Source organism: Candidatus Jettenia sp. AMX1 (genome assembly GCF_030263775.1).
GTDB lineage: Bacteria > Planctomycetota > Brocadiia > Brocadiales > Brocadiaceae > Jettenia > Jettenia caeni.
Genome location: NZ_SZPP01000036.1, coordinates 16,251 through 41,581, shown reverse-complemented (window position 1 = coordinate 41,581; position 25,331 = coordinate 16,251). Strand labels below are relative to the sequence as shown.

The following is a 25,331-nucleotide window of genomic DNA, read 5'->3' as shown; positions in this document are numbered from 1 at the left end:
CTTATTTTTCAGGCTTTTTCAGCCATACGGTCCTTAATTTCCTGGTATTTGGCTACTCTTGGACAAATTTATCCTATTTCTGCGCAACTTATGTGTATTAAGACGAATTTTATCAGGTCAATCAGATTACAACATTTCATTCAATGAACTTGTAAATCTTTTGCTTTCACTCGGATTTAAAATGAGAGAGGAAGGAAGTCATAAAATATTTACAAAAGATGGAATAATTGAGAGGATCAATTTGCAATCGGAAGGCTCAAAGGCAAAGGGCTATCAGGTGAGGCAAATAAGAAAAATATTAACAACTTATAAATTTAATATATGGAAAAACGATGAGTGAATCACAATACGAAATGATTATTTACTGGGATAAAACAGACAATATTTATATTGCTGACGTACCAGAACTACCAGGGTGCATAGCGCATGGTAAATCAAAAAAAGAAGCGCTTGAAAACGCGGAAAAAGCAGTAGCGTTGTGGTTAAAAACGGCAAAAGAAGATGGTATTCAAATACCAGAGCCCAAGGGCCGTTTAATGTATGCATAACATTAGTAGCCTAACTACTACTCTATTTACCTAGGGATAACACCTCATGTATTAAAACAAACGGTCGCTATCCCTATTTTGTAGATAACATTCTTAGAGGTTCATATAAACGTTGAATAACGATTTGATGTGATACCTTTACCAGATGCTCAAAATTCTATGAAATAAGATACGATATTTCATAAAAAGAAGCTATGGCTACATGGAATCAATAATTATGTATGGTAGCCCCAGAATTCCTTAAAAACATTCCTTCGCTCATTTCCCCGTGATAATATGTGATAGTAAGCACCTTCAAATTCTATGCGCCATTGTCTTGTCATGGCAGACAAGATAGCACAAGGCGTGATCCCATTGACCCATGATGACCCCCAAGAGCCAAAACCTACTTGACAAAAGATACGCATTACTATACTATGAAGTATAACATTTATCAAAGTATGACTATTTAGTGAGGTACAACTTATGGAATACATACTGAAAGTTTCACCGAAGGGACAAGTTACATTTCCGAAGAAATTGAGAGAAGTCCTTGAAGTAAAAGACCGCATAGAGGTTGAAATCAAGGACAGGAAAGCTATCGTTAGAAAACCCGAATCTGTAACAGACGACCTTGCGGGCTGCTTTAAAAAATATACCCTTAAAAAGAAATTTACAGCGAATGAAGACGTAGAGAAAGCCGTTGAGATTACTGCCCATGAAATTGCCGAAAAAGATAATTGACGCCAACGTAATATTGAGATTTTTTTTCGAAGATGATGAGGAGAAATTCCAGAGGTCAAAGGAGTTTTTCAGGAAACTTGAATTCGGGGAAGATGACGCCCTTTTGACGGAGATCGTATTTGCCGAAGTCGTCTGGGTCCTACAGAAAGTTTATAGCATTCCGAGGAAAGAGATCAGCCCGATATTTCTGAAATTACTAAATTATCATGGCTTAAAAACCGTTTTCAGCAAAGAAATCTTTTCAGAGAGCCTGAAATTGTACGCCATTCACGCAGGAGACATCCAGGATATTTTTCTGGCGGTTTTGGCAAGAGTGAAGGGCAGCAAGATCATTTCCTTTGATAAAGCGGATTTCAAGAAATTGAAGGCTGATTTCTCGGAGCCTTAATATTCACAAGTGGTCAAGTCTCTCAAATAGAAAATCCTTCTGCAACGATAAAGATTTGACCCCTTTCCTAATCATATAATCACTAATCAAGGTGTGACCCCTTCATCCTTCTTTTCCGCTGCAACAGCAAGCTTGTAGCCCAAGAGCTTCTCGCTCTTGCCTGTTGTGTCTGGCAGAAACTTGGCCCTGCCTTGTTTCAGTATCATTTGCGGACAAGGAGCAGAATTCTTTTCAGCAAGCCGACCTTCAACGGTCACCCAGTCTTCCGAGCTGTCCTGTACTGTTATCCAACGGTTGGCTCGATAGTATCTGTACCAAGTAACGGCTGCGGCTACAATAATCGTGAGCAGAATCACAGATAGGATTACTCTGACTTTCGTGATGCGTTTCTTGTCGTCACTCATTTCTGCCCGTCCTTTCTTGTTGTCCAACGCCGTTTTAACCGGCGCAGGCAGGGTACGAAACCAAAGCATTGTGCCGTTGTCACACCGCGTCCGGTTGAAAACATAGTTAGATTTTTTCATGTTTGCCGATAAGAACCGACTAGAAAGCTTACCCTTCGCTGGATATGCCACTAATCAAGGTGTTACCCTTTGCCCCCTTGTATGAAAACCTCTTGAATGTCAGGTAATATAGTCTTTTGGCTAAAATATAAAATATTATTTGAATAATTCATCTGCTTTTTTTGATCTTCTGGTCTGAGTCGTAGATTCTGCATTGGCCGGATCGAATCGGCTTTCAAAAACAAGAGAGCCAAGTATTCTTTCAAATGTTGGCCTCCAGTAGACAAAGCTCTGCTGCCCCTCGGATGGGGTGTCTCCTTTTCCTACACAACCGAAGATCCATGTATGTCCAGGCGTGAATGTGGTAAGTATAATTCCCTTGATATAGGTTTTTCTATCAACTGTTTGGTGTGAGTATTCCACTACTGCGTAAAAAGCTGGCTGATTGTCGACTTTGACATGTTTTGATTCAACGAGACGGAAATCGGGCCACTTCTGTCCCATCATCTCCATCCAGTTTAACTCTGTAAGTGTGGTGCTGGAAATCGCGTCATTAAGTGTTGACTGGTTCGTTCCTTTCGTATCGGGATTCGACCGTACCACTATGTTGCAGTTTGCGCGAGGTTTGCTGCCTGGCGGGAAAAGTGTCGCTTTGACATTGGGGCCACGGGCAGTGCCACAGTACCAGTCAGGAGGATAAAGGAAACGGAACCGAAGGTCTTCGTTTCGGTATGTAATCCACGATGTTTGCGCTGCTAAAGGAGTGATTGATTGACTGAAGTGCAGTATCAGTGTCAAAACTATGGTATGCCAAAGTCTCATAAATATCTCCTTTTGTCGAATATTCACTTTTATCTTTATTCTACAATTGCTAGTGTGCCATTGTGTAAAATAAAGAGTAAAAAGTGAAAATAGGGATGAATACGCTAACAATCCACCATAATATCAATATAATATTCTAAAATTTATCATTATACTCTGGCAGGATCGGGTTTGTAACCCGAACCCAACGTTTTAGAGTGTTAATTTTGCCATCGTTTGCACAGAGCGTTATTACCCAAACAAACTCAGGGGTCAGGTTACAAACCAGATCCCGCCGGGTCAATAATTACGTATGGTATCCCCGGAATTGGCAACGATCTGCTGAGAGAGTAACCGCACATGCTACCTTCATACTCAAACGTAAGCCGCAGTACCCGATTGCCGGAAGGCCGCGCTGCAAACTGCTGCTGATTACTCATTTTTAACTTCCTTTTCAAAGATTCAACTGTTAGGCTTCAGTACCTTTATGAAAATTGTTCTAACTTTGAAACTTAACTTTGTCTCATGAGATTTCCATCAATACTTTTTGTTTAGAATTTTCTCAATCCATCGATTCGAGCACGAGACCTTTTTTATTTCGCATTCGGATGTCGCTAACGTTGCGGCTCAGGCGCGCAGCTCTTGAGCGTCGCCTGAAGCCGGTTGTTAGCGGATTTGATATTCCATGAATTTCAGAAATGCTAATTCGGCCATGGGCCGTGAGTTCTTTCCTTTGAATTTATAGTCTTCGTGTACTTCTCTTTTTCGATAATTTGTATCAAAGTAGTCCAGATGCAAAACCGTACGTTCTTTAAAGATAAATCCTCGACTCTTGGATCTGCCCTCATCAATAAAGGCGTTGTGTAAGTCACTTCGTAGGAATCCTGGCAAATCAATAGAACTGCCTGCTCCGCTAAGGATCATAATAAAATGTGTTTCTGTGACAAATACTGAGATACCACCCGTAAGTTCGAACGAATCAATTGCACATAGGTTCTTCGCCAGATTCTTCAGTTGCCGATTTACATACAATGTAAAAATGCCGCTCATCAATGCGGCGGCAATCCCTAATGGCCCTGTAAGTAACACCGCAGCAGTACCAGCAGCCGATAAACCTATTTTCTTGGCCAAAGTCTGCTGGTCACCGGTCTCCTTTAGGCAGATTGGGCATCTTAAAGCACTGTCGGAGATTTTCGCTCTACAATGACCGCATGCAATGAGACTTACCATGATTGGTCCTTAATCGCTGACGCGAAAGCTAAGGGGCGCGGCGGGTTTAGGTTCCGTCCCTTATCGAGAACCGCCCTTTGATTAGGAAGTAGGCATATACATACATAACAGCAGCGAAGGCAATCCCCATGGTGATTGCAGCATACTCTGGAAACTCGTATCTTGCAATGTTTCTCAGAATAGTCAATAACGCCAAAGAAAAAATCAACCAGAGGAGAACATGCGAGAATTTTCTTCATATCTTTTTCCATGCACTAACGCTCCACATAACCGGCTGGCAATAGAGCGGAGCGAAATTGCCAATCCGAGTTGATGCGGTTGTTATGTTTTTATTTCACTCCAAATGATGTTTGCACTTTTGGAATGCTTCTTTTTCAATAAAATCCTTTCCTTTAATTTCCGCCATCTTTTTAATCTGTTCTTTAGTGTGTTTAGTTGCTATTTCGGTCATATAGTTGACTGCGCACTCACAATATTTTTGGACTTTTGCATGTGGAAATCCTCTGCTTGAAATACCTTTTTCGCACGCGGAAATAACTTTTTCTCTTTCATCAACAAGAATGTTTTTACCCTCCCAATATTCAACATTGTTTGCGGAAAATTTAATAGAATTGGCTATGTTCTTAAACTGCTGAATATTTTTTGAAAAGCTTCTTTCTGAATCTGTAAAAGTTAGGGTGAATAACTTTTCATTCTTAACCCATTGGACTGCATAATACTGTAACTTATGCTTTCCTTCAAACTGCTTCTTAAAATCACTGTTTTTCCATCTATATATGCATTTGAAAAAATCAACATTTGACAAGGAATCAGTTTCGTAAGTTTTATCTATTATTTCTGCATATTCATAATATGGGCTAAAAATCTGCTCTAATGTTAGCTGTTTTATCGAGGAATGACCCTTCGCATCCATAAGATTAATATTCAGATTTACGCCGGATTTCAAATTTGCATAGACTAAATAGGTCCAAGATTTTGTTGGCTTTCTTTTAGACCAATCATCTGGAATGTTAATTGAGAAGCCATATGAGTCTGAATGAATAGTCTCAGCAAAAGATGTTTCGTTATAGATGACATAATTGACCGTAAGGATAAGTAAAACATAAATTATCATTTTTTTCATATAGCGCCTTTTCGCATTTCATTTAGTTCAACATAACAATGATTATACAGCCCGTATAAAACGGCAAACACAGACTGTTCTGATATATTTAAGAAGTTACCGATCTTCTTGTCACGTATTGTAACTTGTTTCGTATTAAACATTTTCCATCTTTTCGCTAAATTGCCCATTCCGATTTATACACAAACATGAAGAAGAATGCAAACTTTTTTTCAGAGTTAAATCGGTTCGATTGTTTGTAATGGTTCACCGCAGATGGCACAGAGAACGCAGAGAAATAAAGATAGGGAGAAGGGAGGGGCACACCTTGATTAGTGATTTAATTTTTTCTAATCGTTTAAGAATTTCATCATCTTCTGATATCGTTGATTGCATAATAGATACTCACGGCCTTGGGAAGAATAACCAAGTCCAAACAAATTCCCGATCCCCATTTTCATGAGGACAAGTTTCTTGATTATTGAAAATATTCCTTCGCTCATTTTCCCGTAATTACTAATCAAGGTGTGACCCATTTGATCCTGGCAAAAAGATTTTCATTCAATCCCCCTCATCATGCAGTAACTTTTTTCTCTATTTGTTGGTAGGATATGTCTGGCAGATGCGCTGTTGTTTTCGCATGTTCAATCGTCATGCTAACAAGATTGCCATTCTCATCAATATCAATATATATATTTTCTGATATTTCTCGAGTTTCTTTTACCAGGTTTTCTGTAAATTCCACCAAAGCAGTATCCGTATCATTAAAATACTTTATTTTCATAACTTACACCTCCTTAAAGTCCCTATCAAAGAAAGCATTGTGAATTGTTTCTCCGTCTTCAAGCAATATAACACGTAAATATTTTCCTTCCTCTTCAATTTTTGCCCATTTTCTTATTCGCCCATCGGATTGTATTTGAGTTTGAACAGGATTCTTGATAGTGAAATCAATCCATTCATCTTTTATATATGCCCTATCAGGTCTTTGGCGTGTATAGAGAAAGTATTGTGTGTATTTCATTTATTTATTTTATTCTGCTTAACAATGATTGTAATCCCTGTATAAAACAGCAAACACAGACTGTTCTGATATATTTAAGAAGCTGTCGATTTTCTTGTCACGCATTATAACTTGTCTCGTATTAAACATTTTCCATCTTTTCGCTAAATTGGTTCGATTATTTAAACCTTCTTATCTTTATCAATAATCTCGCCAGGCCCTGTGCCTACTCCTGGCCAAATCTTTCTGCCCGGATAGATTGTTGTATTTATTCCTGTATGAACATCATCAGCGATTATAGCCCCAAACTTCCTTCTGCCGGTGTCAATCAGTTCGCCTTTCACTTCAGATTTCACGTTTTTATTGTCATGTCTTAAATTAGCGGTTATTGTTCCAGCGCCCAGATTGCTATTTTCTCCAACAACGCTATCTCCAATATAAGAAAGATGAGGAACTTTTGCTTTGTCCATAATGATACTGTTTTTTATCTCAACCGCCTGTCCAATATGACAATTATTTCCGATAGAGGTATTTCCTCTTAAAAAACAGTTGGGGCCTATGGTGCAGTTTTCGCCAATAACAACATTCCCGTCAATGTACGTTCCCGGTAAGATTACCGTCCCTTTTCCTACGTGTATCTTCCCTTTTACGACAACGTTCTTCTCTACTTTTCCCTTTATTTCATTTTTTATTTCAGAGACTAAAACGTTATTTACCTGAATTAAATCCCAGGGGTACCCTACCGACAACCAATGCCCTTTTACCTTTTCACAGACTACTTTCTCTTCTTTGACAAGCTCATTGATGTAGTCAATTATTTCGTATTCACCCCGTGGACTTTTTTTCAGCTTAAATTTGAACACATTTTTATCAAACACATATAATCCCGTATTCGCTATGTTTGACACATATGTCCGGGGTTTTTCAACGATGTTTTTCACCCCTTTACCTGACAAAACAAAAACGCCGAATCTGCCCGGATCTTCAACTTCACATCCCAGGACAGCGTATTTATGCTTTAAACATGCTTGTATGTCTTTTCTGGAAAAGATATCGTCTCCGCCTAAAACGAGAAATTTATTTTTCATCAAATCTTCAACAGACTTCAGGGCATGCCCCGTACCCAACTGTGTTTTTTGTTCCCTATACTGAATGCTTAATTTCCCATAGGTATGCCCTATCTCTTTTATGAGCATTTCCTTTTTAAATCCTACGATTATAATAACCTCGCTCACCAATCCCTGCAAAGCATCCAGGTTATGTTTCAGTATCTCTTTATTCATTACTTTGAGTAATGGTTTTGGCTTTGTTAAGGTCAGTGGCCATGTCCTTGTACTTTTTCCCGCAGCTAAAATGACGGCTTGTATCATAATTTAAACCCCAATCTCTCTTTTTATACCCTGGGCAATTTCATTCGCCATTTTTTGAATTTCTTTTTTATACTCACCTTCAATCATAACCCTGCATAAATTCTCTGTTCCTGAATATCTGACGAGCACCCTTCCTTTTTCCCCTAATTTTTCTTCTGTCTTCCGGATATGCTTCTTTACTTCCAGGGTATCGATGTCTTTTTTTTCTTTTACCTTAACGTTAATAAGCACCTGGGGCAGGGATTTCATGCATTCCGCTAACTTACTTAATTTTTCGCCTTTCTCCTTCATAATTCCCAACAATTGTAAGGCAGAGATTATTCCGTCACCTGTTGTTGTATAATTTGAGAAGATTATATGTCCGGACTGTTCCCCGCCCAGAACATATCCTTTCTTTCTCATCTCATCAATAACATATCGGTCTCCCACCTTTGTCTTAACAATACGGATATTCTTTGTATCCATCGCAATGTCGAATCCTTTATTCGTCATGATCGTGGTAACAACGCAGTTTTTCGTTAATGCGCCTTTCTCTTTCAGGTACATTGCGCATATTGCAATGATATGGTCGCCATCCACATTATTTCCCTTTTCATCACAAACGATAACCCTATCCGCATCACCGTCTAGCGCTATTCCAATATCCGCCTTTTCTTTTTTCACAACTTCCTGCATTATTTCAGGATGCAGCGCCCCGCAATTCAGGTTTATGTTGAGTCCGTCCGGTTTATCGTTGAGCACAATAACTTCTGCGCCTAACTCTCTGAATACCTGTGGCGCAGTGTTATATGCGGCGCCGTTAGCACAATCTAAGACAATTTTTAGTCCTCGTATGCTCAGGTTTTTCATAGAGGCTTTTGCAAATTCTATATACCTTCCTTTTGCATCGTCAATGCTATATGCATTTCCTATGAAACCTCCTGTTATCTGTTCTGTTTTTACCTTTTCTGTTAAGATATATTTTTCAATTTCCTCTTCGACATCATCGGACAGCTTATAGCCATCACCACTAAAAATCTTTATTCCATTATCTGCGGCAGGATTATGTGAAGCGCTAATCACCATACCTGCATCAACATTCAGCGATTTTGTTACATGAGCAATGGCAGGCGTTGGCATATGACCAACGAGGAAGACATCGGCTCCTACGGATAAAATCCCGGATGTTAAAGCATTTTCTATCATACAGCCGCTGAGCCTGGTATCTCTTCCGATAACGAGTTTAGGCCTTTTCTTCCCGTTTTTTTCTTTAAAAACATGAGCAGTGGCTTTCCCAATGTTTAGCACTACTTCAGGTGTCATAGGGAATGTATTTGCTATACCTCGTATACCATCTGTTCCAAATAATTTTTCCATATTCATTTATTATCTGTTCAAAAATAACCGTGTAGTACCTTATGAAAAATATTTTGTAGTAGCAAGGTGCGCCTTGCCACTACGGTCTTTTCCGATTCATTCGGGTTAAAATATTAAAGCAAAATTTCATGAGATTGCAATGTATTTTATGGTAAAGAACTCTATGAATTACCGTATGTATAAGACCAAATATTGTGTTTGCGCAAAAAAGAAAATCACCCCACTTGCCAAACATTTCAAGCAGCAGAGCTACATACACAAGCCGATCATCTCGTCCAGCAAGATGTGTAGATGCACTGCTCCATCGATACTTCTGTGGGTTCTTAATCATAGTTGCCCTTACAGAATTCAGCTCAATAGAGCGACCACACGGGCAATTTTGGGCATGCTCACATATTAACTTCTTTAATAACAAAATCAATAATTAAGTATGGTGTTCCCGGAATTGCAAGTAGTTTTGAATAAGCTAAACTGTCGATGCTTAACAGTCGCTTGAACGGAGATTTGCTGTTGGGCGCCAATCTCCAGTAACTTGTTAGATTTTTTCTTTATCGAATATACGTTTTCCATGTATTACGGTGAGAATATGAATCTCATTGGCTTTGATTTCATAGACGATACGATATTGGGAAATAAATAATTCTCGAAGAGATTCATTGCCAACTTCTGGCACGACTCTACCTAATTTTAGAGTGGTGGATTAATGACTGAGGAGCTTCAAATATCTTTTGAATTGTAGATTCAGCATAAAATTCGGAATCTCTTGCGATAAACTTCCCAATAGCCTCTATATCCTCCAAAGCGTCGGGTGACCAAATTATTTTGTAATCCATTTTGAAAGCCGAATTTTGGCTTCCTCGTTGGAAATACCTTTACCGTTTTTTACAGATTCCTGGCCTTTTCTGATCTTTTCTAGCACATAAAGATGGTATTGGATGTCTTCCAGTGTGGAGTCTTCCGGCAAGTTACGAATCATTTTTGCAATGGTGTCTTTTAAAGTACTCATAGTAGTAACATTATAGGAAATTTCTCCTATAGGATAAAGTAAAATCTAATGCTCCGCATCAGCGTGGCCGCGAACGGAACTGGTGGAGAATTCCGGAGACACAATACCTATTTCCACTCGGTTGTTTTAACCGTTGAGCATTCTTACCGTTAAAAAACTTTATACCTTTTTTCCCCTTGAAAACATCTTTGGAATACCATTTGTGCCAACTGACCAAAAGACATACAGAGGAAGCAAGGAACTTGATTGTATAGGAATTTTCATTTTATGTATGCAGTCTTTCGGTAGAGACAAGGTATTGCCTTATCTCTACTCAATAAATGTAAATTCTGTAAATCCTGTCTAAAAATAATTTGAATCCGTGTTGAATAATTTCATCATATACCGTTGTTATGCGTTTCACCTGACGATAGTTTCCATTAACCCTCATGATTCCTGACAGGAGCAAAATATGAGAAAGTTTATTCTATACGCGAACATAATGGTTCTTCTTTTTTCTCTGGCAACAACCCTGATGGCAGATGTCGTTACGATTTTTGAACGCACCTATGTGCGCCAGACCGGATCACCCAAAACGCAGACAGACACATTCCCCGGCATTAAAGGCCTCACTACTATACGGGTAACCAATGGCGGTCTTGAGAAAGCAGACAACAAGAAGGTAAGCAGTGCAGATATTGTATTAAACAAAGAGACCATCATCGACTCATCCAATTTTAATAAAAAGGTAGAGGTAGTAGACATAGAGAAGACCCTTGACGGCAAAATAAATACGATTGAAGTTACCGTAAAAGGCAAACAGGGAGGAGCATTAACCGTCCAGGTACTTGCCGAAGATGGAGATGTCGACTTTGACAGCGATGGTTTTACGAGAGACGAGGGGGACTGTGATGATAAAAATTTCTCTGTAAACCCAAAGGCTCAGGAAATATGCGATGACGTGGACAATAACTGCGATGGACAGATTGATGAGGGACTGAAAACCACATTTTATGAGGATGCCGATGGTGATGGATATGGGAACCTGCAGGTTACCACAAAGGCATGCAGCCAGCCTTCAGGCTATGTTGCTAATAATACCGACTGTGACGACACCAATACTGCGGTAAATCCGGGAGTTACAGAGATAAAGAAGAATGGTGTTGATGATGACTGTAACGCATCGACGCCGGATGATGATACGGGAATGAATCTCCCACCTGATCCCGGGGAAGAAGGAAAGAAGACATTGCTGGGAGTAGATACGGATGGGGATGGGGTCCGTGATGACATTCAACGGTACATATACTTTACCTATCCCGATAATAAGAAACTTCGATTGGCCCTTACTTACTATGCTAAAGAGTTCCAGGGCGTGCTTAAAGATGCTAATGACCGTGAGGCAGCTTATGAACATGCAAAGAATATGGTTCGCCATGGTGAATGTCTTTGGTACCTTAAGGATGAGGAATCCTTAGATATTTGTAGTGCATTGCGTGCCAAGATACTGAATACCAGAGAGCGCAGTATTGCATACATTAAATACAGTGACAATCTGGGTGGCAGAATAATTTCAGGCGCTCCTCAGAAAGAATGGAAGAACAGTTGTTCCTTTGATGTAGACGATACAGGAGGTGACCAATGAAGAGACAAAGGTGTGATATGCCGACTCAGCATTAAGCAGACGAATTTGAAACTATACACAGCGCCATTAATCAGATACGAATTCCCGTTCCCCATTTTCATGAGGACTAGTTTCACGGGGACGAGCATGTCATTCTCGCCCCCGCTTTCACGAGGATAAACTCCAGAGGGAATTCAGAAAAACACGGGATTCCAGGTCAAGCCCGGAATGACAGACGCTTGTCCTACCGATATGATTAATTTTTTGGGTTTATGAAATTGACTAATGAATAACAAAAAATCTCACAAAAATAATTCTATCACCACATTTTCCTTTGAGTTACCCTTGGACCAGGTTTCTGCTTATGAAGTATTCTTCCAAAATATATGCAAATGCACTGCTCCATCGATACTCCTATGGTTTCTTAACCAAATTTGCCCTTACAGAATTCAGTTCAATAGAGCAACTACACGAGCAATTCTGGACATGCACACATCTTAACTATTTTAAAAACAATATCAACAATTAAGTGCGGTGTCCCCAGAATTGTGCGAAATCAAAGACATAGAACGAAGCGAGGGACCCTCAATTCAACACTAGGGTAAGCAGAACTGGTACAGTGAGTTGTTATACCTTTTTTATAGATTGAGCTCTTTAGCAACCTTATCAAGAGGAGTAGTAGGCAGATCCTTTGATTCTTCTTTTTCTTTTCTAAGCTCTTTTAGATCTTCAAAATCTTCTAATGCTTCTTCGATTAGCAAAAACTCCTCGTAGGGCAATACAACAAATTCTTTTTTACCATCCTTTTCTATAATTTGTGGATGAAGGGTCATAACTTCCTCCTAATTTATAAGTACCTGACCATAAGTATTTGTATAAAAAGAAGAGATTTAGTAATATAAGCTTACAGAGTTAGTTTTTGAAGAATTTTCATAGGAAAAAGAATTATGAAATACGTATCTCCTCTGAATCAAGAAGAAATTCGGACATTACAAGAATTGTATCAACGTCATAGCTCTCGATGGGTTCGAATGCGAGCTCATAGTATTCTTCTCGTGTCATCAAAAGTTTTCCATTCCTGAGATTGTCAAGATTTATCACGTGGACCGCAGAAGCGTTTCTTCCTGGATTGATCGTTGGCAGGGCTTTGGATTAGTTGGCCTTTACGATCTTCCCAGAAGTGGACGTCCTTGTATCCTTGCCCCAGCAGAGCAGCAAACAGCTTTAAAATACCTCAGAAAATATCCCCCGAGATTTAAAAAAGGTTGTTGTTGCCCACCAGAAGAAAACCACGAAACAAGTGAGCACGAAAACGATTAAACGAATTGCCAAGAGAGCTCGCTTTGTATGGAAACGAATCAAGAGAGTTCCTGTAAAACATCCTCATCCTCATCCTCATCTGTATCAAAAGCGGCAACAAATAATTGTGAAGCTTCAGCAACGGAAAAAGGCTGAAGAAATTGATCTTCGCTATTTTGATGGCATGGGATTTTCCCTAGAACCCTGTGTTCCTTATGCATGGCAAAGGGTTAAAGAAACTCTCCAGATTCCTTCTTCCCGCAGTAATCGTCTCTATGTGTTGGGCTTTCTCAACAGACACAACAGACTCTATCCTTTTGTTATCGAGGGGAAAGTCGATACGTCCATTATCAGAGCGTGCTTTAACCAATTTGCCAATCATATCAAGAAGAAGACCTTTGTTCTTCTTGATAATGCCCCCATTCATACTTCCAAGGAATTTATCCGGCATATTCCTTCCTGGGCTAAAAAGAACCTTATTATTAAATATTTGCCACCCTATTGCCCAGGACTCAACCTTATTGAAAACCTTTGGCGGTTGATGAAATACCAATAGTTGCCCTTTACTGCTTATACTTCTTTTCGACATTTAGCTCGTTCGGTAGAACATATTCTTAAGTTCTTTGGCTCTCACTATAAAATCTCGTCTCAAACACCCTAAATATTGTACAATAATTTATGGTCAGGTACTAAGAGCCTATCCGAAAACCTGGAAATCGGGTAAACTTCACAGAAGTGGAGGTACTCGATGAAAGACCAAAAAGAAGAAATACCAAAGAGATTTCGTATACCAGATGGTTTATGGGAGAAGATTCAAAGACTATTGCCACCACAGCAAGCGAAGCCCCAAGGTGGACGTCCCCGTAATAATGATCGCAGGATGATGGAAGCAATAGTTTATGTGCTGAAAACCGGCGTGCAATGGAAAGCATTGCCACGAAGTATTGCAGCTGGCAGTAGCGCCCATGATCGTTTTCAAGAGTGGAACACTGCAGGAGTATTTCAGAAGCTCTGGAGAGCAGGACTTCTCGAATATGAGAAAATAGTTGGTATTGACTGGAAGTGGCAAGCAATGGATGCCGCCATAATCAAAGCTCCTTTAAGGGGATGCGCAAACAGGTTCAAACCCCACAGATAGGGCTAAAACAGGCACGAAGCGATGTGTATAGTAACTGATGGACACGGGGTTCCCCTGTCAATAACGGTTGCTGGCGCTAATCGACATGATATGAAAATGGCAGAAGCTACGATTAAGAATATCGTGATAAAACGACCAAAACCAACACGAGAAAAACCACAGAATTTATGTCTGGATAAGGGATTTGATGTTCATGAAATACGAGAGGCTGTTGCTGCACAGCGTTACCGTGCGCATATCCGTACCCGGGGTGAAGAAATGCGCTTACACGGGAAGAATACCCGATACCGGGCAAGACGATGGGTGGCAGAGAGAACCCATTCCTGGATGAATCGATTCCGCCGCCTGTTGATTTGACGGGAAAAGAAAGCTGAAAATTACTTGGCTTTCCTTGAACTGGCTTGTGCCTTTATCTCTTTTCGTGCTGCTATGGTTTTCGGATAGGCTCTAAGTCATCAGAAAGCAAAAAAGACGATTTGTAAATCGAGAATCATCGCTCATTTGAAAAAGTGTCCTGTGGTACTCGTTCACTGCAATGACTTGTTATCAAACCATCATTCTTATTGCAGTCAATGCCTTTATACCATTAGTCAGTCATATAAGTCATTCTTATAAGATACGACCCGCGCAACAACTTCCGCCAATACTACTATGTCCTCAACACAGAATATCTTCATTATGGTTTTATCAAAAAGTATATTTGCCTCAGGGCCAAACTCTTCATCCGCCTCCCAGAGTTCAATAAATATGGGGACACCTTCAAATGCTTCAACCACAATTGCTACGTCTGCGCGATCTATTTTTTTGGCAGGCAAATTATGCAACACTGATAATATATCGAATATATTATCTCCATACCTTTCCATTATCACATCAGTAGATCGTTTCTTAAACACTTCGGCAAAGCTGTTTATAACAGAGAGCCCATGAAAACTAAGATATTCTCCACTGACTACCGGTAAACCTGCTATCTTTTGAGAAAGATAATGAAGGATTAATACCGTTAGATGATCCTCTATTGGTGTATTATGGGGTAATGATAATACTTTTCGGAGCTTAATATTAACTATGTACTCATCACCAAGAAATTGCACTTTTGCATTATTTGATATACCCGAACCTAAGAGGTTACCCCAAGACACTGTTATTGCTGAATCTAATTTCATGTTGAAGTTATTTTGCCATTTCTATTTGATCCAATGACAATAAGTCTGCTCCATGCGGTTGTTATAATGACGAGAGGATAATGATAGAAAATTGCTTTTTGCCAAAAGTGATAATATAAAATGATGAAGAAGAAAGCAATCTTTTTTCGTTTTTTTCGGGGAGAGAACGACGGTAAATTTTTTCCAAGCGGTCAGAGAATACATAGCAGATTTTCTTAAAAAATATTGAGTTTCTAAAGACCATAAAAGCAATATTTCGTTTTAACATCACGATACTATTTTCCAGTAAGGTAGAAACAACCTTTTCCCCTTAAATAAAAATGGTAACTTTCTAGTTTAAAAAAATTCTGAAAAGCTCCGTTAGGAGCGGTATGTTAATAGAACAAAAATCTACACCAATGTTAAGCTCCAGAGGAGCGGCATATAAGATATGTAGATAATATATCGCTCCTCTGGAGCTTTATTCTCGTGTTTGCTGTTTTAGCTATTGATAATTCACCCCTACGGGGTTATTTTTCAAAAAACTAAAGGATTGCCAAACTTGCTAATTTCTATTTTGCATGAGCAGTATGAGACTGGGCAATAATGGACTGCATGAGGTGAGCTGGGACGGCATCGTAATGGGAATGTTCCATGGTAAATGAGCCTTGCCCGGCGGTCATGGATTTCAGTTCAGCCTCATAGTTAGCTATGGATGACAAGGGAATGGCGGCGCGTATGATTTGTAGATCACCCATAGATTCCATTCCTTTAATGTGCCCTCGGTGACTGGAAAGATTGCCTGTGATTTCACCCATAAATTTCGTGGGAATGGTAACCTCGATATTTACCATAGGCTCAAGAAGTACAGGTTTCGCATGATTAAAGGCATCCTGAAATGCATGTGATGCTGCTATCTTGAAGGCCGCCTCGGAGGAGTCTACATCATGATAAGACCCGTAGTGCAATCGTACCCGAAGGTCTACAATGGGATGATGAATCAATATGCCCTTATCCAAAACCTCCCGAATACCTTTTTCTACGGCAGGGATGTATTGGCGCGGAATTGTTCCGCCTACAATCTCATCCACAAATTCAAAGCCTGACCCCCTTGATAACGGTTCAATCTTGATATGAACCTCACCATACTGTCCATGCCCTCCCGTTTGCTTCTTATGCTTGTACTGTGCCTGGGCATTTGCTGTAATGGTTTCTTTGTAAGGGATTTTGGGGATATGCGTTTCCACTTCAATTCCAAAACGCCGTTTTAGCCGGTTTATCATAACGTTGAGATGGAGATTACTCATACCGGTAACAACTAATTCATTCGTTAATGTATCATGGGAGGTTCTAAACGTTCTGTCTTCTTCAGTAAGCTTGTGGAGACATTCACTAATCTTCTTTTCCGCCCCCTTGCTTTTCGGTATCACAGCTAACGATGACATGGGGACCGGGAATGCCATCCCGGGAAATTTTATAGGGTGTTTAGGATCGCAGATTGTATCAGATATATGTAAATCCTCCAGTTTTGATACCGCAATTATATCTCCCGGAATAGCCCTTAAGACTGGCCTCTGCTCCTTTCCAAAAACCCGGTAGATATGCCCAACCTTATCTATCTTCTTACTGGTCACATTATAAAATGATATCTCACTATCCAATTTACCTGAGATAATCCTGAAATAGTTTAATTTTCCCACAAAAGGATCAATGACAGATTTAAATACAAAGGCGCTGAAAGGGGCATTTTCCGAAACTTCCGGGGTAATTTCCTGATTGCTTTGTATATCAAGAGCAGTCCTCCTAACTCCTTCTGACGGAGAAGGAGAAAAGTTGGCTATAGCATCCAGTATTTCTTCAATCCCTAAGACTTTTTTGTTAGAGCAGCAGAGAATAGGCACAATATGCCCGCTCGCAATAGCATTGATAAAGCAAGTTTGTAAAGATGCTGTATCAATCTCTTTCCCATCAAGGTATTTTTCCATCAATACATCATCATTGGAAACAACGGCTTCGATCAAGGTATCGTGCGCTGCATTCGCATTACCCACAATCCCATCCGGCAAAGGGTCAGGTAGTTTAAATACGTTAACAACACCCTGAAAATCATGGCCAGTTCCTATGGGCAAGACGTATGGTACACACCTGTTTCCAAAAGTATCCTGGATAGACTTAATCAAGGCCTGGTAATTAATATTTTCGCTGTCGATCTTTGTTATAACAAGTATCTTTCCAAGTTTTTTTTGGCAGGCAAAATCCCAAAGTTTTTTGGTATTGACTTGGATTCCATCCGGGGCGGATATAGTAATGAGGGCCGTTTCTGCGGCAACAAGAGAAGTGATTGTGTCTCGAATAAAGTCAGGATAACCAGGTGTATCAACAACGGTAATTTCACGCCCCTTCCAATTGAAGTGAAGGATGGAAGAGTCTATCGTATGCCTCTTTTCCTTTGCTTCAGCATCATAATCAGCAACCGAAGTGCCGTCTTCAACACTACCAAGACGTGTAGTTACGCCTGCCTTAAAGAGCATAGATTCTACCAGCGAAGTCTTTCCTGAAGCACCGTGCCCTAGGAATACAATGGTCCGAATGTCTTTTATCTCATACGGAATCATAGGTTACCCTCCAACACAAGGTGATTGGAATTATTACCATAGTTCACCACAGATACTCACAGAATTTCACTGGATGAAAATCAGAATTCAGCATACAGAAAACTCATCGGTAGCATTCTGACTCTGGTTTCAACTCTATACCTTTTCCACGATATTCTGCGCTTTTCCGTGGTTCACTTATGTATGCGAATTACATACCTGTTTTGCCTCCGAAAGTTTGATGTGTCCTGTATACAAAGCTTTTCCAATAATCATACCAGCAATAGGTAATTTACTCAAGGCCTCAACATCTTTTAATGATGAAATTCCGCCAGAAGCAATAACGGGAGTTTTTACTGTCATGAAAAGTTCCTGTAAACTCGAAATGTTAGGGCCCTGAAGCATGCCGTCTTTTGAGATGTCTGTGTAGATTATAGCGCATGGCGATGCTTTTTCAATCTCTCGCGCAAAGGACATGGCTGTCCATTCACATACTGAGGTCCATCCCTTAACAGCAACCTTACCGTTTTTCGCATCGATCCCAACAGCAATACGGCCTGGGAATGTTGTACAAAGCTCATTCACCCATGATGGAGAGTCGATAGCTTTTGTCCCTATAATCACACGATCTATGCCTAAGTCAAGTACCATTTTGATAGTTTGAGTTGTCCTCAAGCCACCGCCGAACTCAATAGGAATTTTTACCTGTTTGATAATTTGCTCTACAATACCCAGATTTTTCGGGGCGCCTTCAAAAGCCCCATCGAGATCAACCACGTGCAGATAATCTGCGCCCTGATCCTGCCACGACCTGGCTACGTCAACAGGATTATCGGAAAAAATCGTTTCGGCATCCTTCTGTCCTTGTGTTAACCGCACGCATTTACCACCTTTTAAGTCTATCGCTGGAATAATAAGCATATATACCTTAATCAAAACAAATATTATTTAAATTAGGTTGGGTTTTAAATGGCAAAACCCAACGACTTTTTACCCACCCCTGGAGAGACGCAACATCTTGCGTCTCTACAATTGGGGTTAAGGATGTGTTTAATGGCATAATGAAGAACTTTGAATTTTCTATCCATTAAAACAACTACAAATTACCAAAGTTTTTCAGTATAGTCAGCCCGTTCTCCTGGCTTTTTTCAGGGTGAAACTGCGTTGCAAAGATGTTCTTATGCCATACCATAGAGGTAAAGCAAATACCATATTCCGTCTCCGTAGCAACAACATTTTCATCTTCCGGGCAAACATAATAAGAATGTACAAAATACATATAGGCATTATCAGGTATATCTTTCAGGATAGGGATATTTTCCTTCTTACATTTAATCTGATTCCAGCCCATGTGCGGGATCTTCAATTCCGCATTTTTCTCATTTTCAGAAAAATCGAAGCGAATAACCTTGCCGGGAATAACGCCTAAACCCTTATGTTCACCATCCTCGTACCCCAGGGAAAACAATAATTGTAAACCGAGACATATGCCCAGAAATGGCTTGCCGGATTGGATCCAATCCACGATTGGCTCAATAAGCCCTCTTTGCTTCAAGCCTTCCATGGCATCCTGGAAGGCGCCAACCCCGGGAACTACGAGCTTATCCGCATGTTTGAATTCTGCAAAGTTATCGGTAACCTTCACATCAAAGCCAAAGCGTTCAAAACCCTTTTCTACACTCCGAAGATTTCCCATACCATAATCTACAATCATAATCATAGGAAATTCTACCCACCGCCTCTTGGTACTATGACAAACTCTACACGACGGTTTTTCGCCTTACCGGTTTTTGATCTATTATCTGACACAGGCTGATATTGTCCGAAGCCGGCAATATAAACCTTTGTGGGAGAAACACCGCATTCCTCTACCATATAATGAAGAACAGCAGTAGCCCTTGCTGCCGATAGCTCCCAATTTGACTTATATTTATCCTTTTGCTTATTAATAGGCTCATTATCGGTATGACCTTCGATCCTGACTATTTCATTCGGCACCTCACTCTTAAGCACCTGAGATATCTTCCTGAGTGTTGCTTTGGATTGAGGCCGTAATGTTGTTTTCCCTGAATCAAATAATATGGTACCCGGCAGCGATATGGAAACAGCACCATTTTTTATCCTCGTGGTTGCCCCGGTGCCTTTTAATTTAGCCTCAAGTTCCCTTCTTGAGTTCTCCAGCCGGCTCAACTCATGTTCATACATGCCAATCTTCGAAGATAGCTCGGCATTCTCCTGTTGCAAACCTGATACATTTTCGTTTAATTGCTGATTTTCCTGCCGCAACCTCTTCGTCTCAGCGCAACCAGCGCCTATGGCCAGCATTCCAAAAATTCCAAATAAATAAAAACCCCGTACAATGCCACGTTTTCCCAACATATACCGCTCCCCCCTTCTTATTGAATCTTATCATGATGCTTGTAATAACAACCGAAATCGTACATTACAAATCATACAAGCCTTTTTTCCTGATTTATTCAGGTAATATTTATGAATGAAACCCTGTAAACAATACAGAGAAAATTTGAATATAGTCATTAACAATTTTTATAAAATAATCTTGCATGAGAATACATACGAGCGTAGCCAGCGATAAAAATGGTCCGTAAGGAATCAGATGGCTTTTCTTAATCAAGAGCACAGGAATAGCCATAAGAATCCCAAAAAATGGTGCAACAAAAAAGATCGTTACCGAGAGCTTCCAGCCAACAATTCCTCCTGCCATGCACATAAGCTTCACGTCTCCGAAGCCCATAGCTTCTTTCTTAAACACCATTTTTCCCAGCACACTGCAGAGATATATCAAACCCCCACCGACTAACAACCCGATCAGAGATGCAATCAATGCATCTAACCGGCTGATATCAACAAGTGAAAAATTTCTCAGGGTATGCCGTGCATTATGTAAATCCGGACATATCACACTCAAAATAAGCGCAAGTGGAATGCCTGCAAATGTAACCTCATTGGGAATGATAAATAACTCAAGATCTACAAAGGCCGATATAATCAGAGCACAACAAAGAACTATATAACCAATAAGAACACAGGGGGATTCGTGCCTGGACTGTATAAAAACATAATACAGGTGCGCAAATACATACCCTGTCAGCAGTTCTACGAGCAGGTAACGTACCGATATTTTTGCCTTACAAGTCCGGCATCGCCCCCATAACAGCAGGTAACTGAGTACAGGGATATTATCATACCACCTGATGGGCGTATGGCAACCCGGACAAACCGAACGGGATAGCACCAGGGATTCTTTCCGGGGAATCCGATAGATACAGACATTCAGGAAACTGCCTATCATAAGCCCCAGGATAAAAAATATAACTAACGGATTCGAATCAATTCTATCCAGGAAATCTTTACGGATACCGATACCCCTTTAAGACAACATCTGTTTCAAATATGTTAACCAAAATAATTTAGGAATACTATCAAAACGGATTGGCAATTGCAAGACGAAAAGCCTTATATCAGTTCCGTAAATATCAGGAATTACGCCTTATAACGATGCTTTTATGTGTTTCGTAATTATCTTGAATATACGAGATTTTATGTTACACTATTTTGGAATTCCCGGACTCTTAAGAGAGAAGGCCTTAAATTAGGTTGGGTTTTAAAAGACAAAACCCAACGACTTTTTACCCACCCCTCAATCCCCTCCCAAGAGGAGACTTTTCTACTCCCCTCTCGGGAGGGGGTTGGGGGTGTGTTTATTCCCCTCTTGAGAGGGGTTAGGGGTGTGTTCATGGCATAACGAAAAACTTTGAATTTCCTAAACATTAAAATAGCCCTTCGGCGACTTTTTCCCCTCCCTTGATGGGAGGGGCCAGGGGAGGGTGGTTGTCCTTTTCCTTCACCCCCACCTAACCTCCCCCATCAAGGGAGAGGAACTCTTTGTTTGAACTTCCTATGCATTAAATTAGGTCTTTGGCGACTTTTATTTTGCGGTCAGACGTAGGGGCGAAGCATTTACCGTTCAGCGTATACATAGTATTTTAGGCCAATAACGGCAAATGATTCGCCCCTACAATAAATATTGAAATTCCTATACATCAAGAGGCAGGGGCAAACCTTGTGTTCGCCCTGGTTATGGAAAACATACCGATTATGAATTTGCACAAAAGGTGGGCGAACACAAGGTTTGCCCCTGCCTGTAATTCATCGGTATCTTGAGTAACTACGGTAACCGAACTACTCCTTTTACTCCTTTCTCTGGAAAATAGGAATGGCGGTAAATGAGGTAAAATTTTTTAGCAAACTACATAAAAGAGTATAGGATAAGCGAGCAAGATATATGGATAATGTAATTTCTGTAATCCTTGGTGGAGGACGCGGCACACGGCTTTACCCATTGACAAAAGAGAGATCAAAGCCTGCGGTCCCTCTTGCTGGTAAATATAGAATCATCGATATTCCCATCAGTAACTGCTTAAATTCTTATTTAAATAAAATTTATGTACTCACACAATTCAATTCAGCATCTCTCCACAGACATATAACAAGGGCATATAAATTTGATAATTTCTCCAAAGGTTTTATTGAAATCCTGGCGGCAAATCAAACCATAGAAAGTATGGATTGGTATCAGGGCACTGCTGACGCTGTCCGGCAAAACCTGCGATTCTTCAATCAACCCAACATTGATCTTGTTTTGATACTTTCCGGTGATCAGTTATACAGGATGAACTATCAGGAAATCATCAAAGAGCATATCAGGACGGGTGCAGAAGTAACCGTCTCGGCAATTCCGGCAGAGAGAACGCAAGCTGAACATTTAGGTATTTTAAAGGTAGATGAACAAGGACGTATTATTGATTTTTCTGAAAAACCAAAAGACGAGAAGATTATTGACGCTTTTTCCGTAAGCCCATCCGTTTTTGACAGGCATGGTATCAAAGCCGGGGATCGTACCCTTTTAGCTTCGATGGGTATTTATATATTCAACCTCGACGTGCTTAATACAATATTAAAAGAAACCCGTAAATCAGATTTTGGTAAAGAAATCATCCCTGATATTATCAAAAAGAGACGGGTATGCGCTTATTTTTTTGACGGCTATTGGGAGGACATCGGAACAATAAAATCATTTTATGAAGCAAATCTGAAACTCGGTTCTCCCAGCCCCAGTTTTGATCTCTACGATGAAAAGGCGCCGATCTATACCAACCCGCTTTTTTTGCCAGGCTCTCTTATTAACTCATGCAAAATTAGCCACTCCATTATCTCTGATGGCTGCTTTATCAACGATGCAGAGATACAAAACTGTGTGATCGGTATCAGAAGTATCATTGGGAAAAATACCCGTATTCAAAATTCCATCATTATGGGCGCAGATTATTATGAATCAGCATCTCATATCCGGGCAAATCGATTTAAAAAAATACCAAACATAGGAATAGGTGACAATTCCTGTATAGAAGGGGCTATCATCGATAAGAATGTGCATATCGGAGAAAATGTCACGATAAAAAACGCAAACAATATTGAACAGCTCGATGCAGAAAACTATATGATCCGCGATCATATCGTAATTGTGCCGAAAGGCAGTGTTATACCATCAAATACTGCCATATAGCTTCTTGCTGTCCAAAGCCAATGAGAATTGCAAAAATTCAGAGATGCAGAGGAAATACTGAACTCATAAATTCTCATATCACAGCCCTAACAATTTCCTTCTTATTTCTGAATATGTATATTCCAAAACGAATAGTCCTTCTCTGTGCCTCAGCATTTCTGTGGTTATTTCATTAGCAGAAAAACGTAGGGCAAGGCTTTAGCCTTGCTCTCCCGATGGAACACGTGCATGGGGATAGCAACCTGAAAGGGTTGCCCTACAGAATTGAAATTCCTAAACATAAAATTTAATAAATATTCAATACATCTATGTCAGGTCCATATAATCTATTCCGCTCAGTAAGAGTTATCAGTGTTTGCACCTTCCTAAGCCGTGTACTTGGTCTTGTAAGAGACATGATATGTGCCAGCATTTTTGGCACAAGCATGGTTTGGGACGCCTTTACGGTTGCCTTTAAAATCCCGAATCTCTTTAGGCGTCTCTTTGGAGAAGGCGCCCTCAGTGCAGCCTTTATTCCCATCTTTACAGAGCAGATAGAAAAACACGGCAAGGCAGAGGCATGGAAGTTTGCAAATATCATTGCCACATTACTTATCATCATCCTGGGAGGAATCGTCTTACTCGGTGAAGTATCTTTCTTTGCAATCCCCAAAATATTTCAGATACAGGAAAAATGGCAGCTCATCTATAAACTGCTCATTGTTATGTTCCCTTACGTTTTATTTATTTGCCTGGTGGCCTTTATCGGTTCTGTCCTGAATACCATCCATCACTTTTTCATGCCTGCATTCGCTCCGGTTGTTATGAATGTATGCTGGATTTTAGGGGCTGTCTTATCCCCTTATACAGGCAATACCCTGGAAAAGATGATCTATGCAGTTGCCGTCTCAACATTCCTGTCAGGGCTGGTTCAGATATTTATTCATATTCCGGTGCTTCGGCAGAATAAGCTATACTACCGGTTCATACCCCAATTCTCACATCCCGGACTGAAACTGGTTTTGACCCGTATGGCGCCCATTGTCTTTGGATTAGCCGTTGTTCAAATCAACGTGTTACTTGATAGTGTCATTGCTGTTGGATTTGCCGCTCCTCAGGACGGACCTGCTTATTTCAACTTTGCAGGAATGAGCATCCATTTCCCGCTTAAGATTGGCGCTGCATCCGTTTTGTACTATAGCGACCGGCTTATCCAATTCCCTCTGGGCGTGTTTGGCATTGCCATGGCTACGGCTGTATTCCCTCTCTTTTCCACCCATGCAGTACGAGAAGACTGGAACAATTTTTCAACTACCTTCAATAAGGCATTAAAATTTATCCTCTTTATCGGCATCCCCGCATCTTTGGGGATTATTATGCTTCGGGAACCTATCATCGATCTTCTGTACCGGCGGAATCAATTTGATGCGGAATCTGCTTACCGGACATCGCGGGTCGTTTTCTTCTATGCGATTGGAATATGGGCATACTGCGGCTTACATGTACTAATTCGCGCATTTTATTCAGTGAAAGACACCGTTACTCCAGTAAAAGTTGGCGCAATGTGTGTTGGTTTAAACCTTATTCTCAACCTTTCACTCATCTGGGTATTGCAGGAAGGTGGTTTAGCCCTCTCCACTGCTGTCAGCGCTATTGTTCAAATTATTATCTTAACCACCATATTGCAAAAAAGACTTCGCATTAAGATAGAAAATGAGGTTATCATCTCATTACAGAAGACCGTAGTTGCCTCCATAGCGATGGCGTTCACCTGCTGGTTCATCCTCAAGCTATTCCCCGATTTAAATGGAAGTGGCAGCCTGTATTTCAAGGGCATCCGGCTTTTTGTACCTATGTTATCTGCATGCGCAGCGTTCTCCGTAACCTCTTTCTTGCTCAAATCAGAAGAGTTTGGAGAGATGGTTCGATTGTCCTTGAGAAAAATATAAAACCACG

26 protein-coding genes and 2 pseudogenes are annotated in these 25,331 nt (G+C 40.4%); 9 read left to right on the top strand and 19 right to left on the bottom strand.

All coding sequences use genetic code 11. The annotated features are described in order from the left end of the window. Positions 1 to 332 precede the first annotated feature (332 nt). The 3 genes from FBQ94_RS11640 to FBQ94_RS11630 all read left to right on the top strand — a co-directional run bounded on the left by FBQ94_RS11640 (position 333) and on the right by FBQ94_RS11630 (position 1,659). The gene (locus FBQ94_RS11640; RefSeq protein WP_007220055.1) at positions 333 to 548 is read left to right on the top strand and encodes a type II toxin-antitoxin system HicB family antitoxin; all 216 of its coding nucleotides are present in this window, start codon (positions 333 to 335) and stop codon (positions 546 to 548) included. 465 nt (positions 549 to 1,013) lie between these two features. Further along, complete coding sequence (locus tag FBQ94_RS11635) at positions 1,014 to 1,271, top strand: AbrB/MazE/SpoVT family DNA-binding domain-containing protein (protein ID WP_007220057.1); 258 nt, start codon at positions 1,014 to 1,016, stop codon at positions 1,269 to 1,271. Further along, positions 1,252 to 1,659 carry a type II toxin-antitoxin system VapC family toxin gene (locus tag FBQ94_RS11630; RefSeq protein ID WP_285442146.1) on the top strand — a complete coding sequence of 136 codons (408 nt, stop codon included), beginning with the start codon at positions 1,252 to 1,254 and terminating at the stop codon, positions 1,657 to 1,659. The genes FBQ94_RS11635 and FBQ94_RS11630 overlap by 20 nt, the downstream gene beginning before the upstream one ends. Positions 1,660 to 1,745: 86 nt before the next feature. On the opposite strand, the gene FBQ94_RS11625 is transcribed toward FBQ94_RS11630, so the two are convergent. From FBQ94_RS11625 to FBQ94_RS11580, 12 genes and pseudogenes are all read right to left on the bottom strand, one after another. Continuing rightward, complete coding sequence (locus FBQ94_RS11625) at positions 1,746 to 2,183, bottom strand: hypothetical protein (RefSeq protein WP_285442145.1); 438 nt, start codon at positions 2,181 to 2,183, stop codon at positions 1,746 to 1,748. A gap of 135 nt (positions 2,184 to 2,318) precedes the next feature. Beyond that, complete coding sequence (locus FBQ94_RS11620; protein ID WP_007220059.1) at positions 2,319 to 2,984, bottom strand: hypothetical protein; 666 nt, start codon at positions 2,982 to 2,984, stop codon at positions 2,319 to 2,321. 257 nt (positions 2,985 to 3,241) lie between these two features. Next, positions 3,242 to 3,403: a hypothetical protein gene (locus FBQ94_RS11615; protein WP_007220060.1), complete on the bottom strand. Its 162-nt coding sequence runs from the start codon at positions 3,401 to 3,403 to the stop codon at positions 3,242 to 3,244. 226 nt (positions 3,404 to 3,629) lie between these two features. Beyond that, positions 3,630 to 4,094: a hypothetical protein gene (locus FBQ94_RS11610; protein WP_040543134.1), complete on the bottom strand. Its 465-nt coding sequence runs from the start codon at positions 4,092 to 4,094 to the stop codon at positions 3,630 to 3,632. Between the two features lie 433 nt (positions 4,095 to 4,527). Continuing rightward, positions 4,528 to 5,316: a hypothetical protein gene (locus tag FBQ94_RS11605; RefSeq protein ID WP_007220062.1), complete on the bottom strand. Its 789-nt coding sequence runs from the start codon at positions 5,314 to 5,316 to the stop codon at positions 4,528 to 4,530. A gap of 553 nt (positions 5,317 to 5,869) precedes the next feature. Beyond that, positions 5,870 to 6,079 (bottom strand): DUF2283 domain-containing protein, encoded by a 210-nt coding sequence (locus tag FBQ94_RS11600; protein ID WP_007220063.1) that lies wholly within the window; start codon positions 6,077 to 6,079, stop codon positions 5,870 to 5,872. A 3-nt stretch (positions 6,080 to 6,082) separates the two neighbouring features. Then, positions 6,083 to 6,319, bottom strand: a complete 237-nt coding sequence (locus FBQ94_RS11595) for a hypothetical protein (RefSeq protein WP_007220064.1) — start codon at positions 6,317 to 6,319, stop codon at positions 6,083 to 6,085. 161 nt (positions 6,320 to 6,480) lie between these two features. After that, on the bottom strand, positions 6,481 to 7,668 hold the full coding sequence (glmU, locus tag FBQ94_RS11590) for a bifunctional sugar-1-phosphate nucleotidylyltransferase/acetyltransferase (RefSeq protein ID WP_007220065.1): 1,188 nt from the start codon (positions 7,666 to 7,668) through the stop codon (positions 6,481 to 6,483). Positions 7,669 to 7,671: 3 nt separating this feature from the next. Beyond that, positions 7,672 to 9,024, bottom strand: coding sequence for a phosphoglucosamine mutase (glmM, locus tag FBQ94_RS11585; RefSeq protein WP_040543318.1), 1,353 nt, complete (start codon positions 9,022 to 9,024; stop codon positions 7,672 to 7,674). 535 nt (positions 9,025 to 9,559) lie between these two features. Continuing rightward, positions 9,560 to 9,703 (bottom strand): annotated as a pseudogene (locus tag FBQ94_RS17495) (type II toxin-antitoxin system RelE/ParE family toxin); the annotation flags it as partial. Continuing rightward, positions 9,702 to 9,857: a type II toxin-antitoxin system RelE/ParE family toxin gene (locus tag FBQ94_RS17490; RefSeq protein ID WP_083849118.1), complete on the bottom strand. Its 156-nt coding sequence runs from the start codon at positions 9,855 to 9,857 to the stop codon at positions 9,702 to 9,704. The gene FBQ94_RS17490 and the pseudogene FBQ94_RS17495, both read right to left, overlap by 2 nt. After that, a complete protein-coding gene (locus FBQ94_RS11580) occupies positions 9,842 to 10,030 on the bottom strand; it encodes a hypothetical protein (RefSeq protein WP_007220067.1) in 189 nt (62 codons plus the stop codon). The genes FBQ94_RS17490 and FBQ94_RS11580 overlap by 16 nt, the downstream gene beginning before the upstream one ends. A gap of 451 nt (positions 10,031 to 10,481) precedes the next feature. Between FBQ94_RS11580 and FBQ94_RS11575 the strand changes: the two genes are divergently transcribed. Beyond that, positions 10,482 to 11,654: a putative metal-binding motif-containing protein gene (locus FBQ94_RS11575; protein ID WP_285442144.1), complete on the top strand. Its 1,173-nt coding sequence runs from the start codon at positions 10,482 to 10,484 to the stop codon at positions 11,652 to 11,654. Between the two features lie 617 nt (positions 11,655 to 12,271). Here FBQ94_RS11575 and FBQ94_RS11570 read toward each other — a convergent pair. Then, positions 12,272 to 12,466, bottom strand: a complete 195-nt coding sequence (locus FBQ94_RS11570) for a hypothetical protein (protein ID WP_007220070.1) — start codon at positions 12,464 to 12,466, stop codon at positions 12,272 to 12,274. Between the two features lie 136 nt (positions 12,467 to 12,602). Between FBQ94_RS11570 and FBQ94_RS17485 the strand changes: the two genes are divergently transcribed. From FBQ94_RS17485 to FBQ94_RS11560, 3 genes and pseudogenes are all read left to right on the top strand, one after another. Continuing rightward, on the top strand, positions 12,603 to 12,953 hold the full coding sequence (locus FBQ94_RS17485; protein WP_083849120.1) for a helix-turn-helix domain-containing protein: 351 nt from the start codon (positions 12,603 to 12,605) through the stop codon (positions 12,951 to 12,953). Next, positions 12,877 to 13,488 (top strand): IS630 family transposase, encoded by a 612-nt coding sequence (locus FBQ94_RS11565; RefSeq protein WP_285442147.1) that lies wholly within the window; start codon positions 12,877 to 12,879, stop codon positions 13,486 to 13,488. Before FBQ94_RS17485 ends, FBQ94_RS11565 begins: the two co-directional genes overlap by 77 nt. 192 nt (positions 13,489 to 13,680) lie before the next feature. Then, positions 13,681 to 14,514 (top strand): annotated as a pseudogene (locus FBQ94_RS11560) (IS5 family transposase). A 146-nt stretch (positions 14,515 to 14,660) separates the two neighbouring features. Here FBQ94_RS11560 and FBQ94_RS11555 read toward each other — a convergent pair. The 6 genes from FBQ94_RS11555 to FBQ94_RS11530 all read right to left on the bottom strand — a co-directional run bounded on the left by FBQ94_RS11555 (position 14,661) and on the right by FBQ94_RS11530 (position 21,122). After that, positions 14,661 to 15,236: a DUF3786 domain-containing protein gene (locus tag FBQ94_RS11555; RefSeq protein WP_007220075.1), complete on the bottom strand. Its 576-nt coding sequence runs from the start codon at positions 15,234 to 15,236 to the stop codon at positions 14,661 to 14,663. A 551-nt stretch (positions 15,237 to 15,787) separates the two neighbouring features. Next, the gene (fusA, locus tag FBQ94_RS11550; protein ID WP_007220076.1) at positions 15,788 to 17,830 is read right to left on the bottom strand and encodes an elongation factor G; all 2,043 of its coding nucleotides are present in this window, start codon (positions 17,828 to 17,830) and stop codon (positions 15,788 to 15,790) included. A 177-nt stretch (positions 17,831 to 18,007) separates the two neighbouring features. Then, positions 18,008 to 18,730: a 1-(5-phosphoribosyl)-5-[(5-phosphoribosylamino)methylideneamino]imidazole-4-carboxamide isomerase gene (gene hisA / locus FBQ94_RS11545; RefSeq protein ID WP_040543138.1), complete on the bottom strand. Its 723-nt coding sequence runs from the start codon at positions 18,728 to 18,730 to the stop codon at positions 18,008 to 18,010. 175 nt (positions 18,731 to 18,905) lie between these two features. Next, a complete protein-coding gene (hisH, locus tag FBQ94_RS11540) occupies positions 18,906 to 19,529 on the bottom strand; it encodes an imidazole glycerol phosphate synthase subunit HisH (protein WP_007220078.1) in 624 nt (207 codons plus the stop codon). Between the two features lie 8 nt (positions 19,530 to 19,537). Further along, positions 19,538 to 20,188, bottom strand: a complete 651-nt coding sequence (locus tag FBQ94_RS11535) for an OmpA family protein (RefSeq protein ID WP_007220079.1) — start codon at positions 20,186 to 20,188, stop codon at positions 19,538 to 19,540. 109 nt (positions 20,189 to 20,297) lie between these two features. Then, positions 20,298 to 21,122, bottom strand: a complete 825-nt coding sequence (locus tag FBQ94_RS11530; protein WP_007220080.1) for a prepilin peptidase — start codon at positions 21,120 to 21,122, stop codon at positions 20,298 to 20,300. A gap of 993 nt (positions 21,123 to 22,115) precedes the next feature. On the opposite strand from FBQ94_RS11530, the gene FBQ94_RS11525 reads away from it, so the two are divergent. Both FBQ94_RS11525 and murJ read left to right on the top strand, forming a co-directional pair. Next, on the top strand, positions 22,116 to 23,396 hold the full coding sequence (locus tag FBQ94_RS11525) for a glucose-1-phosphate adenylyltransferase (RefSeq protein ID WP_007220081.1): 1,281 nt from the start codon (positions 22,116 to 22,118) through the stop codon (positions 23,394 to 23,396). 308 nt (positions 23,397 to 23,704) lie between these two features. Next, positions 23,705 to 25,324 (top strand): murein biosynthesis integral membrane protein MurJ, encoded by a 1,620-nt coding sequence (gene murJ, locus FBQ94_RS11520; RefSeq protein ID WP_083849122.1) that lies wholly within the window; start codon positions 23,705 to 23,707, stop codon positions 25,322 to 25,324. The last annotated feature ends 7 nt before the right edge of the window (positions 25,325 to 25,331 follow it).